Below are 15,607 nucleotides of genomic sequence, written 5' to 3' on the forward strand. Positions count from 1 at the left end.
GTCCGCCGGTTCCGATGACTGGGGCGAGCTGCCGTCCCGTCCCTAAAAACCCCGCGAAAACAATAATATTCGCCCCAATTGTGCCATTTCAAAGAAGCCCGATTGTGGCACCGCGCAACATTGACGAAAACAGGTCGCTCCCGTATAAGCCGCGCAATTGTCCGCTATGGCCCGGTTCTTTCCGGGGGCGGCTCATTTGGGGCCGTCAATGGCCCGTCTTGGGCCGGCCAGCATTACCGGACTTACCATCAATTCAGCGGCAGTTTGCAATTCAGCGGCAGCTTGCCAGGTTAGCGGAGAACTACCCGTGAAGCGGACTTATCAACCCAGCAAGCTGGTGCGCAAGCGCCGTCACGGCTTCCGCGCCCGTCTCGCCACGACCGGCGGCCGCAAGGTTCTCGCTGCGCGCCGTGCGCGTGGCCGCAAGCGTCTGAGCGCCTGAGCCGGACGTCTCCGGAGACCTTATTATGGATCGGCTAAGGCAGCGGGCGGACTTCCTCGCCGTTGCCAATGGCGCGCGAGCCAACAGCGCCGCCTTCGTGGTGCAGGGACGCTGCCGCGACGATGATGGCCCGATCCGGATCGGTTTTACCGTTACCAAAAAGAACGGTACCGCTACCGAGCGTAATCGTATCCGGCGCAGGCTTCGCGAACTGGTGAAGCGGCTGGACGTCATACCGATGCGACCGCACCATGATTATGTGCTAGTCGGGCGGCGCGCGGCGCTGCACCGCGACTTTACGACCATGCTCGACGACCTTCGCCAGGCGCTGCTTCGCCTCGACCGGCAGCCGGCAAAAGTGGCCAAAGCGCTTCCGAACGAAGGCGCTACCGGTTCGCGTCAAGACAACGCGTCCAAAGACACCAAGATAAAGACGACGGCGCGAGCCGGAACCCGAGTTGAATGACGAGACCTTGAAACGATGACCGACAATCGCAACACCATCCTCGCCGTCATTCTGTCCGGCCTCGTGCTGATCGCGTGGCAATATTTCTACAACGCGCCGCAGATGGAACGGCAGCGCCTGCAATCGCAGACCCAGGCCGAGCTCGCAAAATCCTCGCCGCAGACAGCGCCGGGCTCCACCACCACGCCGACGCCAGGTTCGGCGCCGTCCGCCACCACACCCGCCCAGCCGGGCGTGGCCGCGCCCGTCATCAGCCGCGAGGCCGCGATTGCCGCAAGCCCGCGCGTCAAGATCGACACGCCGCGGGTGACGGGCAGCATCGCATTAAAGGGCGCCCGCATCGACGATCTCGCATTGGTGCAATACCGCGACACCGTCGACCCCAAATCGCCTGCGATCGTGCTGTTCTCTCCGTCGAACACCGCTCATCCATATTATGCCGAGTTCGGCTGGGTCGGGGCCGCAGGCTCGACGGCACGGCTTCCCGACCGCGATACGGTGTGGCAGCAGGAAGGCTCCGGCGCGCTGTCACCGACCCACCCGGTGACGCTGAAATGGGACAATGGCGAAGGCCTCACCTTCCGCCGCACCATTTCGATCGACGACCGCTATCTGTTCAGCGTCAAGGACGATGTCACCAATGTCGGCACCGCGCCGGTCACGCTCTATCCGTTCGCCCTCATCTCTCGTCACGGCACGCCTGAGGTCTCGGGCTATTACATCCTGCATGAAGGCCTGATCGGCTATCTCGGCGACAAGGGCCTGCAGGAGCACGGGTACAAGGCCGTCGCCGAGGCGCCGGTGCTGGGCAGTGGCGGCCGAGGCTTCGAGTTCAATGTCACCAATGGCTGGCTCGGCATCACCGACAAGTACTGGGCTGCGGCGCTGTTGCCTGACACGTCGGCGCGCCTGAAAGCCCGCTTCCTCGCCGAACCGGGCGCCAAGGTCCGTTATCAGACCGACTATTTGCAGGATCCGCAGACCGTCGCGATCGGCGGCACCGGCAGCACCAACGCGCGGCTGTTCGCCGGCGCCAAGGAAGCCAACGTCGTCGGCATCAACTTTCCCTTCGCCGGCCACGGCGGCTACAACAAGCAGCTCGAGCTCAACCATTTCGACCTGTTGATCGACTGGGGCTGGTTCTACTTCATCACCAAGCCGATGTTCCTGGCGCTGGATTACTTCTTCCATTTGGTCGGCAATTTCGGCGTCTCGATCCTGCTGGTGACGGTGCTGGTGAAGCTCTTGTTCTTCCCGCTCGCCAACAAATCCTACGCCTCGATGGCCAAGATGAAATCGGTGCAGCCGCAACTGGCCGCACTGAAGGAGCGCTATCCCGACGACCGCCAGAAGCAGCAACAGGAGATGATGGAGATCTACAAGAAGGAGAAGATCAACCCGGTCGCCGGTTGTCTTCCCGTCCTGTTGCAGATCCCGGTTTTCTTCTCGCTCTACAAGGTGCTGTTCGTCACCATCGAAATGCGCCACGCGCCGTTCTACGGCTGGATCAAGGACCTCTCGGCGCCCGATCCGACCACGATCTTCAATCTGTTCGGGCTGATCCCGTGGGATCCCATGGTGCTCGGACCGCATGTCGGCCCGTATCTGATGCTCGGCGTTTGGCCGATCATCATGGGCATCACGATGTGGATCCAGATGAAGCTCAACCCGACGCCGCCGGATCCGACCCAGAAGATGATCTTCGACTGGATGCCGCTGATCTTCACCTTCATGCTGGCGGGCTTCCCGGCAGGTCTCGTGATCTACTGGGCCTGGAACAACCTGCTGTCGGTGCTGCAGCAGGGCTTCATCATGCGCAAGAACGGCGTGAAGGTTGAGTTGTTCGACAATCTCAAGGCGACGTTCGTCAAGAAGGCCGAGCAGAAGAGCTGACGACCGGCATCTGGTTGTTGGACGCGGATACTCCCAACTCGTCATGCCCGGCCAGAAGCGCGAAGCGCGTCTTCGCGCTAGACGTGCCGGGCATCCACGTCTTTGGGACCCGCGAAAAGAGAAGACGTGGATGGCCGGGACAAGCCCGGCCATGACGAAGAACGGGAAACCTTCGCATGACCGCGGAAACTGATGCGAAGCTGATCGAAGAGGGACGAAAACTGTTCGCCGGCGAATGGCAGTTCGTCTGGGCCTCGCCGTCGATCGAAACGCTGCCGCCGATGGCCAGCGTGGAGGTGGCGTTTGCCGGCCGTTCCAATGTCGGCAAATCGAGCCTCATCAACGCGCTGACCGGCCGCAACGCGCTGGCGCGCACCTCGCACACGCCCGGACGCACCCAGGAACTGATCTTCTTCGAAGGCCCTGAGAACGCCGGGCTGCGCCTGGTCGACATGCCCGGCTATGGCTACGCCTCGGCGCCGAAGGCCAAGGTCGCGTCCTGGACCAAGCTGATCCATCAATTCCTGCAGGGGCGCGCCACGCTGGCGCGGGTCTATGTGCTGATCGATGCCCGCCACGGCATCAAGGACGTCGACCAGGACGTGCTGAAGACGCTCGATAAATCCGCCGTGAGCTATCAGGTGGTGCTGACCAAGGCCGATCAGGTCAAGCGCACAGAGCTCGAAAAGCACATCGAAGAGACCACAGCCGCGCTCGCCAAACATCCCGCCGCGTTTCCGGACGTGCTGGTGACCTCCTCGCGCGATGGCAGCGGCATGCCGGAATTGCGCGCGGCGATGGTGCGTCTGCTCGGTGAGCGCAGCTGATGTCACGCGCCTGTCGCATCCTGATCGTGCTGGCCGCCATCATGGGCGCCGATGGCGTGATGCTGGCGGCGGCCTCCGCGCATCAGGCCGACGCGTCGCGGCTGGCGTCGGCGTCATCGATGTTGCTGTTCCATGCCACCGCCGTTCTCGCTGCGGTGGCGTTGGCCGAACGTGACCTCATCCATATCAGAATCGGCATCGTGGCCGCCTTCGGCTTCGTCATCGCGGCCGGCCTGTTCGCCGGCGACCTGACGCTGCGGCAATACGCCGGACACGGCCTGTTTCCGATGGCCGCGCCAACCGGCGGGACGTTGTTGATTCTGAGTTGGCTGGCGGTCGCCGTGGCTGCGGCGTGGCCGAGGCCCCGGTAACCACCTTTTAGCCTGCGTGAAGCCAAGCGAAATCCGGGCTACGGAATTGCACGCCCACTTTGCGCGCTGCCCGCCAATCAGCTAGAACCCGGCCCGACATCTGGAAATGACGAGAGCCGCTTCATGACCGACTCGCCAAATATCAGCCCGCTCGACCAGGCCCGCATCCTGTCCGAGGCGCTGCCGCACATGCAGCAATATGACGAGGAAACCATCGTCATTAAATATGGCGGCCATGCCATGGGCGCCGAAGATCTGGCCAAGGCTTTCGCCCGCGACATCGTGCTCCTGGAGCAGACCGCGATCAATCCGGTGGTCGTGCATGGCGGCGGGCCGCAGATCGCGACCATGCTGAAGCGGCTCGGCATCCAGTCCGAATTCGCCGCGGGCCTCCGCATCACCGATGCGGCGACGATCGAAATCGTCGAGATGGTGCTGGCCGGTTCGGTCAACAAGCAACTGGTCGGCTACATCAACGAAGCCGGCGGCAAGGCCGTCGGCCTCAGCGGCAAGGACGGCAACATGGTCAAGGCGTCGAAGACGACGCGCACCATGGTCGATCCGGATTCCAACATCGAAAAAGCTGTCGATCTCGGTTTCGTCGGCGACCCCGACAAGGTGGACCTGACCCTGCTGAACCAGCTGATCGGCTATGAGCTGATCCCGGTGCTGGCGCCGCTGGCGACCTCGCATGACGGGCAGACACTGAACGTCAACGCCGACACCTTTGCCGGCGCGGTGGCCGGCGCGCTGAAGGCAAAACGCCTGCTGCTGCTGACCGACGTTCCCGGCGTGCTCGACAAGTCCAAGAAGCTGATTCCGGAACTGTCGGTGAAGGATGCGCGCAAGCTGATCGCCGACGGCACGATTTCCGGCGGCATGATCCCCAAGGTCGAGACCTGCATCTATGCGCTCGAACAGGGCGTGCAGGGCGTCGTCATCATCGACGGCAAGACACAGCACGCCGTGCTGCTCGAATTGTTCACCAATCAGGGTACCGGCACGCTGATCCACAAGTGACAAGCGCGATCTCCCCGCCCGCGAAGCTCACGCGCCGCTTCCGCGCCAGAATGCGGCGGTATGGGAGGCGCACGGTCCTGGCGCTGCCGGCGGCCACGATCTCGCTGTTCGTCTCGTCGTTGCCGGCGCTGGCCGATCTCAAGCTTTGCAACCGTATGAGCTATGTGGTCGAGGCCGCAATCGGCATCGACGACAAATCGGCGACCGCCACCCGGGGTTGGTTTCGCATCGATCCCGCCGCCTGCCGCGTGGTGCTGCAGGGCGCGCTGACCGCGGATCGGGTCCTCCTCAATGCACGCGCGCTCGGCGTCTATGGCGCCTCGCCGGTCGCGCAGGGCGGCAACGACACGCTGTGCATCGCGCCGGAGAATTTCGTCATCGCCGCCGCTCGCCAGTGCCGCTCCGGACAGACCCCGGCACCCTTCACACAGATCACGCCAACGAAAACCGACGACGGCAATCTGGTGGCCTATCTCGCCGAGGGCAGCGAGTATGACGACGAACAGGCGCGCCTGGCCGGAATCCAGCGGCTGCTGGTGATCGCCGGCTATGACGCCGCCCCGATCGACGGCGTCGATGGCCCGAAGACGCAGGCCGCGCTGAGCGCCTTTCTCAGGAATCGCGGGCTTAGCCCCGACATCGTGCAGTCGCCGAACTTCTTCGCCACCATGATCGACGCGGTGCAGTCGCCGTCCGCCACCGGCCTGACTTGGTGCAACGACACGCCGCACAAGATCATGGCCGCGGTCGCCACCGACGACGGCAAGGCCGTGACCAGTCGCGGCTGGTATCGGATCGATCCCGGCAAATGCCTGCATCCCGACCTGACCGGCCAACCGAAACAGGTGTTCAGTTTTGCCGAGGCTGTCGACGGCGAGAACCGCACGGTCAAGCTCAAGGACAAGCCGCTGAACTGGGGCGGCACCAGGGAGCTCTGCACCCGCGAGAGCAAATTCGAAATCAACGAACAGGGCGATTGCGGCAGCCGTGGCCTCAGCCCGATCGGCTTTGCCGTCGTCGACATGACGGGCGGCGGCAGGACGCTGCGGTTCGCGATGCCATGATGCAGTCTATCGTCGTCCCGGCGAAGGCCGGGATCCATAACCACCGATCTGAGTTTTGGCTGATGGCGGCGCCACAAGAAAAGGCAATTCACACTGTGCTCAACAAGAATCTACACGGCGTATGGGGCCCGGCCTTCGCCGGGACGACGGTGGAGAGCGAATCATGATCTCCCCCCGCGCATTCACCCACATCGAAACCTGGGTGTTCGACCTCGACAACACGCTGTACCCGCATCACGTCAACCTGTGGCAGCAGGTCGACGCCCGCATCGGCGAGTTCATCAGCACCTACCTGAAGATCTCGGCAGAAGAAGCGCGGGTGCTGCAGAAGGATTATTACCGCCGCTATGGCACCAGCATGCGCGGCATGATGACCGAGCACGGCGTGCACGCCGACGATTACCTGGCTTACGTGCACAAGATCGATCATTCGCCGCTGGAGCCGAATCCCGCGATGGGATCTGCGATCGCCAGACTGCCGGGGCGCAAGCTGATCCTGACCAACGGCTCGACCGACCATGCCGGCGCGGTGCTGGCGCGGCTCGGCATTGGCGAGCATTTCGAGGCGGTGTTCGATATCATCGCCGCCGAACTGGAGCCGAAGCCGGCGCCGCAGACCTACCAGAAATTCCTCAGCCTGCACGGCGTCGATCCCACGAAATCCGCGATGTTCGAGGATCTCGCCCGCAACCTCGTGGTGCCGCACGAGCTCGGCATGACCACGGTGCTGGTGGTGCCTGACGGCGCCAAGGAAGTGGTGCGCGAGGACTGGGAACTGGAAGGCCGCGACGCCGCCTATGTCGATCATGTCACGGACGATTTGACGGGGTTTTTGCAAGGGTTGGCGCGGGGTTAGGCGCGCCATCTCCCCGCGTCGTCTCGGGCTTGACCTCAGATGCGCAATTGCGCATCGGGGGACCCATACGCCGCGGCCGATATTACGAGGCGCTGCGGGTAGATACCTTCTTCAAATCATAGCTCCCTGTGGTTATGGGTCCCGGCTCAAGGCCGGGACGACAGCAGAGCAAGCCTTGACTCTCCCGCGCCAAATCCCGAAAAAGCCTTCCAATTCGCTTCACAATTAGCCCGATTGCTCCGAGGAAATCCCGATGTCCCTGTCCGCGCTGGAATCCACCGTCAACACCGCGTTCGATGCCCGAGACGGCATCTCGACATCGACCAAGGGTGAGGTGCGCGAGGCTGTCGATCATTCGCTCGAACTGCTCGACAAGGGTGAAGTGCGCGTTGCCGAGCGCGCGGCCGACGGCAAGTGGAAGGTCAATCAATGGCTGAAGAAGGCGGTGCTGCTGTCGTTCCGCCTCAACGACATGGGCGCTATTCCCGGCGGCCCCGGCAAGGCGACGTGGTGGGACAAGGTGCCGTCGAAGTTCGATGGCTGGGGCGAGAACCGTTTTCGCGATGCCGGATTCCGCGCGGTGCCCGGCGCGATCGTGCGCCGCTCGGCCTTCATCGCCCGCAACGTCGTGCTGATGCCGTCCTTCGTCAATCTCGGCGCCTATGTCGATGAAGCCACCATGATCGACACCTGGTCCACGGTCGGGTCCTGCGCACAGATCGGCAAGCGCGTGCACATTTCCGGCGGCGTCGGCATCGGCGGCGTGCTGGAACCGCTGCAGGCCGAGCCCGTGATCATCGAAGACGATTGCTTCATCGGCGCGCGCTCGGAAGTCGCCGAAGGCGTGATCGTGCGCAAGGGTGCGGTACTCTCGATGGGCGTGTTCCTCGGCGCCTCCACCAAGATCGTCGACCGCGACACCGGCGAGACCTTCATCGGCGAGGTTCCGGAATATGCCGTGGTCGTACCCGGCAACCTGCCGGCGCGTCCCTTGAAGAACGGCCAGCCCGGCCCGTCCACCGCCTGCGCCGTCATCGTCAAGCGCGTCGACGAACGCACCCGCGCCAAGACCAGCATCAACGAGCTGCTGCGCGACTAGGATAGCGGGCTGATTCTCAGCCATGCCAGAGGCACGCAAGCGCCCGCAGTCCCTGCGCGACATTCCGGGCGGGGTGTGGGCGCTGGGCTTCGTCTCGATGCTGATGGACATCTCATCGGAGATGATCCATGCGCTTCTGCCGATCTACCTCGTCACCGTGCTCGGCACGTCGATGGTCACGGTCGGCATCATCGAAGGCATTGCGGAAGCGACCGCATCGATCACCAAGATCTTTTCCGGCGCGCTTTCCGATTGGCTCGGCAGGCGCAAATGGGTCGCGGCGTTTGGCTACGGCCTTGCGGCGCTGGCCAAGCCGATGTTTCCGCTGGCGCCGACGGTCGGCTGGCTGGTCGCGGCGCGCTTCATCGATCGGGTCGGAAAGGGTATCCGGGGCGCGCCACGCGACGCGCTGGTGGCGGACCTTGCGCCGCCCCATCTGCGCGGCGCAAGCTTTGGCCTGCGCCAGTCGCTCGACACGATAGGAGCCTTCGCCGGCCCCTTGCTGGCCATCGGCCTGATGTGGCTGACCGCGGACAATTTCAAGGCGGTGTTCTGGTTTGCGGTCATCCCCGCCTTTCTGTCCTTGGCCTTGATCATCTTCGCGGTGCGCGAGCCCGACCGCCCCGCAGGCTTGCGCAAGGTGCGCAACCCGATCAGCCTTTCCGAAATCAGGAGTCTCGGCGCGGCCTATTGGTGGGTGGTGGCGGTCGCGACGGTTTTCACACTGGCGCGCTTCAGCGAAGCCTTCCTGATCCTGCGCGCGCAGGGTGTCGGCATGCCGCTCACCCTGGTGCCCGTGGTGCTGGTGCTGATGAACGTGGTTTACGCCGCCGCCGCGTACCCGGCCGGCGTATTGTCGGACCGCGTCAATCGCGTCACCGTTCTGGCTATCGGCATCCTGGTGTTGGTCGCCGCCGATATCGCGCTCGCTTTGCTGCCTTCGCTCACTGGGGTCGCGCTCGGCGTCGCGCTGTGGGGCCTGCACATGGGATTGACCCAGGGGCTGCTGGCGGCGCTGGTGGCGGATACCTCGCCGCCCGAACTGCGGGGCACGGCCTTCGGATTTTTCAACCTGCTGGGCGGCTTTGCCATGCTGGCGGCCAGCGTCATGGCCGGGGCGCTGTGGGATCGTGCGGGGCCGGAAGCCACGTTCTTCGCCGGTGCCGGCTTTGCGCTGGTGGCGCTGGTGGGCCTGCTGGCGGTGCAGGCCCGAACCAAAGCAGGCCGAATCGAACCAAAATAGCCGGGGTGCGACCAATATTCCGGAACCGTGGAGTTTTTCCGCCGTCCGGAGGTTGCGATGGATTACGCCCGTTTACTGTTCAGTTTCAATGGCCGCATCAACCGCGCCAGGTACCTCGCCGTCCAGCTCGCCCTCCTGACTTGCTGGCTGGTGCTTTGGCTGAAATCCCCGTTCGGGCAATGGGAGGTTTTGCAAGCCGGCGCCGTCATCGCGATGCTCTGGATCAACGCCGCCACGACGGCCAAGCGGCTTCACGACCGCAACAGGAGCGGCTGGTGGGCGATTGCGGTGCTGATCGTGAACCCGCTCTCCTACGTTTATTATGCTCTGTTCTTCGGGCTCTATTTCGGCGTTGATGTTTCGGCCGCGCGGGAGATGCTGCTCGTGATGGGTGCAGTGGCGCTGTCCGTTCTGCAAACCTGGATGGTCATCGAGTTGTTTTTCCTGATCGGAACCGATGGCCGCAACCGGTTCGGAGCAGATCCGACGCGCTCTGCCAAATTGCCGGTCATGTCGCACCCGCAATCGTTCGGCGTTCCGGACTTTCTCCTGCACCGTGCAGGCCCGGTCGCACGTGGTTGATACCTGGCTTGTTAGCCCGGAGTTACGCGCATGGATTACGCCTGGTACCTGTTCAGTTTCGAAGGTCGAATCAACCGCGCCAAATGCTGGCTGGCGGTGCTGATCGTCATCAGCTGGATGATATTCCTGGGTCTGACGCTGATGGGCATCGCCCATCTGTTCGGCGCGGAATTGCCGAGCAAACTCAGCTTTAGCACCGAGCAAATCTTCTATGTCGTCGATCCAGAAGCTTGGCGGTCGTTGTCGTCGACCAATCGCACCAGCCTCCTGATCTATGTAATCGGAACGCCGCTGTTCCTGTGGGTCTATCTGGCGACCTCGGTCAAGCGGCTGCATGACCGCAACAAGAGCGGCTGGTGGATGCTGCTGTTCTTCGTGATGCCTGGTCTTTACAGCCAGTTCGGTAACCGGCTCGAGGCTTTACTCGACGATTCCTACTTCGCGATACCGCTGAGCCTGAACGCGTTCGTATTCACCGTGTGGGGTTTCGTCGAGCTGTATTGCCTCAAGGGCACCACCGGGACCAACGCCTACGGCGCCGACCCGCTGGCGCCGGTCGATATGCGGCCCGCATGGGACCAGCAAAGCGAGATCGAAATGGTGCCGCACAAGGCTGGCCCGCCGCCGGTTTGGCGTGTTAAGCCGGGGTATGAATGACGCCGTTTCCATCACCCGCGACCTCGTCCGCTGCCCTTCCGTGACCCCGGCCGATGCCGGCGCGCTCGGTGTGCTCGAAAACCTCCTGAAGGCCGCCGGCTTCGAGGTGCATCGCGTTACATTCGGCGAGCCCGGCACAGCTGACATCGACAATCTCTATGCCCGCATCGGCGATAGTGCCCCGCACATCACCTTCGCCGGCCATACCGACGTGGTGCCGGCCGGCGATGAAGCCGCCTGGAGCCATGGCGCGTTCTCGGGCGACATCAAGGACGGCTTCCTCTATGGCCGCGGCGCGGTCGACATGAAGGGCGGAATCGCCTGCAGCGTCGCGGCGGTGCTGCAATATCTCGCTGCCAATGACCGCAAGCCAAAGGGGTCGATCTCGTTCCTGATCACCGGCGACGAGGAGGACATTTCGGTCAACGGCACCATCAAGCTGCTGAAATGGTGCGCCGAGCGCGGCGAAAAATTCGACCATTGCGTGCTCGGCGAACCCTCGAATGTCGAAGTGCTAGGGGATTGCATCAAGGTCGGCCGGCGCGGCTCGCAATCCGGCACGCTGTTCGTCGACGGCGTGCAGGGCCACGTCGCCTATCCGCATCGCGCAGCCAACCCGGTGCCGGATATTTCGCGGCTGATCGTGGCGCTCTCCGACGAGCCGCTCGATCACGGCAGCGCCCAGTTCCAGGCCTCCAACCTCGAATTCACCTCCGTCGATGTCGGCAACACCGCGAGCAACGTCATCCCCGGACAGGCGCGCGCGAAATTCAACATCCGCTTCAACGACAACCACACGCAGGAAACGCTGCGGGCGCTGGTCGATGAAAGACTGGCGAAAGCCTGCGGCAACCGCATCCGCGCGCACATCAAATGGGAGCCGTCGAACTCCAACGTTTTCGTCACAAAACCCGGCGCCTTCACCGATCTCGCCGTCAGCGCAATCGAAGAGGTGACGGGACGCAAGCCGGAACTGTCGACCTCCGGCGGCACCTCCGATGCGCGCTTCATCTCGAGCTATTGCCCGGTGATCGAATTTGGACTGGTCGGCCAGACCATGCACCAGGTCGACGAGCGCACGCCGGTCTCGGATATCGAGAAGCTGACGAAGGTGTATCGCGGGATACTGGATCGGTATTTTTCGTGATTGCCTCGTCCGGCGGTACACCGCCGGCAGCCAGACAAAAATCGCGAAAACAACCCCATGCAAAGAATGGCTGGGGGCCCTAATACTCCACACGTACCAGATATAGCCCGTCCGGCGGCGCGACGGGGCCGCAGGCGGCGCGGTTGCGGGCGGCGAGGGCTGAGGCAAGATCGTCGGCGCTCCAGCGGCCTTCGCCGACCCAGACCAATGAGCCCACCATCGAGCGCACCTGGCTGTGCAGGAACGAGCGCGCCGAGGTCACGATGGCAACCGCATCGCCGTCCCTGACGACATCGAGCTGGTCGAGCGTCTTTTCCGGCGATTTCGCCTGACATTCGGTGTCGCGGAACGTCGTGAAGTCATGCTTGCCGAGCAGCCGCCGCGCCGCGGTGTGCATCGCGTCGGTGTCGAGACGCCGCGGCACCCGCCAGGTGCGGCCGATATCGAGCGCGAGATTGGCGCGATGGTTGGTGATGCGATAGCGGTAATGCCGCTTGATGGCGGAAAATCGCGCCTCGAAATCGTCGGCCACGATCTCGGCGCTGAGCACGCCGATCGGATGCGGCCTTAAGTGCGCGTTCAACCCGTCGCGCAAGCGACCCGGTGGAAACGGTTTTTCGATATCGCAATGCGCGACCTGCCCCAGCGCATGCACGCCGGCATCGGTGCGCCCCGCGCCGTGGACGCGAACCTGTGCGCCGCAGATCGCCTTGACCGCGGTTTCCAGCGCGCCTTGCACCGTCGGCGCGTTGTCCTGGATCTGCCAGCCGCTGAAGGGGCTGCCGTCATATTCGATGATGAGCTTGTAGCGGGGCATTAGCCAAGCCGCGCCGGCGGTTTTAACGGCGTGCCGCGCAGAAAATCCGGGGCTTTCATCGGCGCCTTGCCCGCCCGCTGCAGTTCGAGAATTTTGATCGCACCGTCGCCGCAAGCGATCGTCAGATGCTCGTCAAGTACATCGCCCGGCGCGCCCGTGCCCTTCGCCGGCTCACAGCGCAGGATCTTGATACGCGCCGCTTCGCCGTCGAGCGCGGCCTCGCACCAGGCGCCCGGAAACGGCGACAGCCCGTGGATGTGCCGCAGCACTTCGCGCGCCGGCCGGCTCCAGTCGATCCGCGCCTCGGCCTTCTCGATCTTGGCAGCGTAGGTGACGCCATCGGCGCTTTGCTTGCTCAATTGAAGACCGCCGCGTTCCAGCCCGCCCATCGCGCGCACCATCAGATCGGCCCCCAACGGGGCCAGCGCATCGTGCAGATCGGCGGCGGTCATGGTGTCCGATATGGGCAGGCGCTCGGCCATCGCGACGTCGCCGGTATCGAGGCCGACGTCCATCTTCATCACCATCACACCGGACTCGGCATCGCCTGCCATGATGGCACGATTGATTGGGGCTGCGCCGCGCCAGCGCGGCAGCAACGAGCCGTGCAGGTTGAAACAGCCGAGCGGCGGCGCATCCAGGATCGCCTGCGGCAGGATCATGCCATAGGCGACGACCACGGCGGCATCCGCATTGTGCGCGCGAAACGCTTCGAGCGCGTCCGGCGTCTTCAATGTGGTCGGCGTCAGCACGGGTATGCCGAGCCGCCGCGCTTCCTGCTCCACAGGTGTCGGCTGCAGCTTCATGCCACGCCCGGCCGGCTTCGGCGCGCGGGTATAGACGGCCGCGATCTCATGGCCATGGGCCACGAGTTCCAGCAGCGTCGGCACCGCGAAATCGGGCGTGCCCATGAAGATCAAGCGGAGAGGCATGATGCGAAGAAAATCCTTTGGACCCGGCATCTAGATAACGAGCGTCATCCTGAGGTGCGAGCCCTTGCGAGCCTCGAAGGATGCGCAGGAAAGAAAGAATGTCGCTTGCGTCTGCCGTCGCCCTTCGAGGCTGCGACGCCAAGAGGCGCCTTCGCACCTCAGGGTGACGGCGCGGTGGATCCTACTCCGCCGCCCTCTTCGCGGCCTTGGTAAACTTCTTCAGCACACGGTCGCGCTTCAGCTTGGACAAATAATCCACGAACAGCACGCCATTGAGGTGATCGATTTCGTGCTGGATGCAGGTGGCGAACAGGCCGTCGGCATCTTCCTCGTGCACCTTGCCGTCCAGATCGGTGAAGCGCACGCGGACCTGCGCCGGCCGTTCCACCGCCTCGTAATATTCGGGGATCGAGAGACAGCCCTCCTCGTAGACCGACAGCTCTTCGGACGAGGAGATGATCTCCGGATTGATAAAGACCCGCGGCTGCGGCTTGGTCTCGCCGTCCTCGGTCTTCTTGGCCAGATCCATGGTGATCAGCCGCAGCGGCTGCGCGACCTGGATCGCGGCGAGGCCAATGCCGGGCGCGTCGTACATGGTCTCGAACATGTCGTCGGCCAGCTTGCGGATCTCCGCCGTCACCTTCTCGACGGGTTTGGAGACGAGCCGCAACTGCTTGTCCGGCAGGATGATGATTTCTCGGATTGCCATGATGGGGCGATTTAAGCTGCTGATTTGCCGCGGTCAATGCGCGTCGGAACCGGGTAAGGCGGCCTTAACCATGATTTTTAAGACCGCGTTAACCACGAAAATTAAGGGGTCATCTACCATAAATGTTCCCTCTTCGTTCGTGCTAACCCGCGAATCGGCTACAAGCAGCCATGAACGAGATTCTTTTTGTCATCGGCGACCTGCCGATTCGTGCCCTCGACGCGCTGATCGGCTTTGGCGCGCTGGCGCTAATCCTGTTGCTCACCATTGCCATCGTCATCGCCCGGTCGGGCCGCCGCGGCGCGGAACTCGCGATGGCGCAGGCGATCCGGGCCGACGAGCTCGAGGAACGCCTGAGCGAAATGCTGCGGGCGCAGAGCGAATCCACCGGCCGGGTCGATGCGATGGGACAGGCGCTGGCCGGCCGTCAGGCCGAGATGGCCCGCGCCGTCAACGAGCGGCTGGATTCGGTGACCCACCGGGTCGGCCAGTCGATGGAAGCGACCACGCGCAACACCATGGACAGTTTGCGCGCGCTGCATGAGCGGCTCGGCATTATCGACAATGCGCATAAAAATCTCACCGACCTGACCTCGCAAGTCACCACGCTGCGCGACGTGCTCGCCAACAAGCAGTCGCGCGGCGCGTTCGGCCAGGCGCGGATGGAGGCGATCGTCCAGGACGGCATGCCGACGGGTTCCTACGAGTTCCAGTACACGCTCTCATCAGGCAAGCGGCCGGATTGCGTGGTGTTCCTGCCCGACCAGCGCCCGCTCTGCATCGATGCGAAATTTCCGCTGGAGGCGATGACCGCGCTGCACGACGCGCGCACCGACGAGGAAAAGAAATACGCTACAGGGCGACTGCGCGCCGACGTGATGAAGCATGTCAACGACATCGCCGAGAAGTATCTGATATCAGGCGAGACCCAGGACACCGCGCTGATGTTCGTGCCGTCGGAATCGGTCTATGCGGAAATTCACGATGGGTTCGACGACGTGATCCAGAAGGCCTACCGCGCCCGCGTCGTGCTGGTGTCGCCGTCGCTGTTGATGCTGGCAATCCAGGTGATGCAGCAGATCCTGAAAGATGCGCGGATGCGCGATGCTGCCGACCAGATCCGCACCGAGGTGCTTAATTTGGGCGACGATCTCGGCCGCCTGCGCGACCGCGTGCTGAAACTGCAAAAGCATTTTGGCGATGTGAATGAGGACGTCCGCCAGATCCTGATCTCCGCCGACAAGATCGAAAAGCGGGCGGGGCGGATCGAGGAACTGGATTTCAGCAAGTCCGAGCCGCCGCCCGAGGCTCCGCGCATCGTCAAATCTGGCGCACCAGAGCTGTTCCCGCTGGCGCGCAAGCTGCAGGCGGGGGAGTAGAGGCCCAGGCGCTACGCAAGCGGTGTCATCGCCCGGCTTGACCGGGCGACCCAGTACGCCGCGGCCTCTCGATCTAGCTCAAACACCTCTGGGATACTGGGTC

17 protein-coding genes are annotated in these 15,607 nt (G+C 63.6%); 14 read left to right on the plus strand and 3 right to left on the minus strand.

Annotated features, from left to right (window positions below):
• The first annotated feature begins 307 nt into the window (after positions 1 to 307).
• The 13 genes from rpmH to dapE all read left to right on the plus strand — a co-directional run bounded on the left by rpmH (position 308) and on the right by dapE (position 11,667).
• Positions 308 to 442 carry a 50S ribosomal protein L34 gene (gene rpmH, locus JQ558_RS09710; protein ID WP_006609582.1) on the plus strand — a complete coding sequence of 45 codons (135 nt, stop codon included), beginning with the start codon at positions 308 to 310 and terminating at the stop codon, positions 440 to 442.
• 25 nt (positions 443 to 467) lie between these two features.
• Positions 468 to 908, plus strand: a complete 441-nt coding sequence (gene rnpA, locus JQ558_RS09715; protein ID WP_212209329.1) for a ribonuclease P protein component — start codon at positions 468 to 470, stop codon at positions 906 to 908.
• Between the two features lie 15 nt (positions 909 to 923).
• Positions 924 to 2,801 (plus strand): membrane protein insertase YidC, encoded by a 1,878-nt coding sequence (gene yidC, locus JQ558_RS09720; protein WP_212293503.1) that lies wholly within the window; start codon positions 924 to 926, stop codon positions 2,799 to 2,801.
• Between the two features lie 176 nt (positions 2,802 to 2,977).
• Complete coding sequence (gene yihA, locus JQ558_RS09725; protein WP_212209327.1) at positions 2,978 to 3,628, plus strand: ribosome biogenesis GTP-binding protein YihA/YsxC; 651 nt, start codon at positions 2,978 to 2,980, stop codon at positions 3,626 to 3,628.
• The gene (locus JQ558_RS09730) at positions 3,628 to 3,999 is read left to right on the plus strand and encodes a DUF423 domain-containing protein (RefSeq protein ID WP_212275110.1); all 372 of its coding nucleotides are present in this window, start codon (positions 3,628 to 3,630) and stop codon (positions 3,997 to 3,999) included. Before yihA ends, JQ558_RS09730 begins: the two co-directional genes overlap by 1 nt.
• Positions 4,000 to 4,122: 123 nt before the next feature.
• On the plus strand, positions 4,123 to 5,019 hold the full coding sequence (gene argB / locus JQ558_RS09735; protein ID WP_212036457.1) for an acetylglutamate kinase: 897 nt from the start codon (positions 4,123 to 4,125) through the stop codon (positions 5,017 to 5,019).
• A 77-nt stretch (positions 5,020 to 5,096) separates the two neighbouring features.
• Positions 5,097 to 6,083, plus strand: a complete 987-nt coding sequence (locus JQ558_RS09740) for a DUF1036 domain-containing protein (protein ID WP_212209401.1) — start codon at positions 5,097 to 5,099, stop codon at positions 6,081 to 6,083.
• Between the two features lie 163 nt (positions 6,084 to 6,246).
• Complete coding sequence (locus JQ558_RS09745) at positions 6,247 to 6,939, plus strand: pyrimidine 5'-nucleotidase (protein ID WP_212293504.1); 693 nt, start codon at positions 6,247 to 6,249, stop codon at positions 6,937 to 6,939.
• A gap of 253 nt (positions 6,940 to 7,192) precedes the next feature.
• Positions 7,193 to 8,038, plus strand: a complete 846-nt coding sequence (dapD, locus tag JQ558_RS09750) for a 2,3,4,5-tetrahydropyridine-2,6-dicarboxylate N-succinyltransferase (protein WP_211999592.1) — start codon at positions 7,193 to 7,195, stop codon at positions 8,036 to 8,038.
• Between the two features lie 22 nt (positions 8,039 to 8,060).
• Positions 8,061 to 9,281: an MFS transporter gene (locus JQ558_RS09755; protein WP_212293505.1), complete on the plus strand. Its 1,221-nt coding sequence runs from the start codon at positions 8,061 to 8,063 to the stop codon at positions 9,279 to 9,281.
• Positions 9,282 to 9,338: 57 nt separating this feature from the next.
• Entirely contained in the window at positions 9,339 to 9,863 is a 525-nt protein-coding gene (locus JQ558_RS09760) for a DUF805 domain-containing protein (protein ID WP_212293506.1), read from the plus strand.
• Between the two features lie 30 nt (positions 9,864 to 9,893).
• On the plus strand, positions 9,894 to 10,520 hold the full coding sequence (locus JQ558_RS09765; RefSeq protein WP_212293507.1) for a DUF805 domain-containing protein: 627 nt from the start codon (positions 9,894 to 9,896) through the stop codon (positions 10,518 to 10,520).
• Entirely contained in the window at positions 10,513 to 11,667 is a 1,155-nt protein-coding gene (gene dapE, locus JQ558_RS09770; RefSeq protein ID WP_212209321.1) for a succinyl-diaminopimelate desuccinylase, read from the plus strand. Before JQ558_RS09765 ends, dapE begins: the two co-directional genes overlap by 8 nt.
• 79 nt (positions 11,668 to 11,746) lie before the next feature.
• Here dapE and truA read toward each other — a convergent pair whose 3' ends face one another.
• The 3 genes from truA to def all read right to left on the minus strand — a co-directional run bounded on the left by truA (position 11,747) and on the right by def (position 14,125).
• Entirely contained in the window at positions 11,747 to 12,484 is a 738-nt protein-coding gene (gene truA, locus JQ558_RS09775) for a tRNA pseudouridine(38-40) synthase TruA (RefSeq protein ID WP_212293508.1), read from the minus strand.
• Positions 12,484 to 13,416 (minus strand): methionyl-tRNA formyltransferase, encoded by a 933-nt coding sequence (fmt, locus tag JQ558_RS09780; RefSeq protein WP_212275116.1) that lies wholly within the window; start codon positions 13,414 to 13,416, stop codon positions 12,484 to 12,486. Before fmt ends, truA begins: the two co-directional genes overlap by 1 nt.
• Positions 13,417 to 13,597: 181 nt before the next feature.
• Positions 13,598 to 14,125, minus strand: a complete 528-nt coding sequence (gene def / locus JQ558_RS09785) for a peptide deformylase (protein WP_192739172.1) — start codon at positions 14,123 to 14,125, stop codon at positions 13,598 to 13,600.
• Positions 14,126 to 14,295: 170 nt separating this feature from the next.
• Between def and JQ558_RS09790 the strand changes: the two genes are divergently transcribed.
• Complete coding sequence (locus JQ558_RS09790) at positions 14,296 to 15,504, plus strand: DNA recombination protein RmuC (protein ID WP_212275117.1); 1,209 nt, start codon at positions 14,296 to 14,298, stop codon at positions 15,502 to 15,504.
• Positions 15,505 to 15,607 lie beyond the last annotated feature (103 nt).

This window comes from Bradyrhizobium sp. AUGA SZCCT0160 (assembly GCF_018130105.1).
In the GTDB taxonomy this organism is placed as follows: Bacteria; Pseudomonadota; Alphaproteobacteria; order Rhizobiales; family Xanthobacteraceae; genus Bradyrhizobium.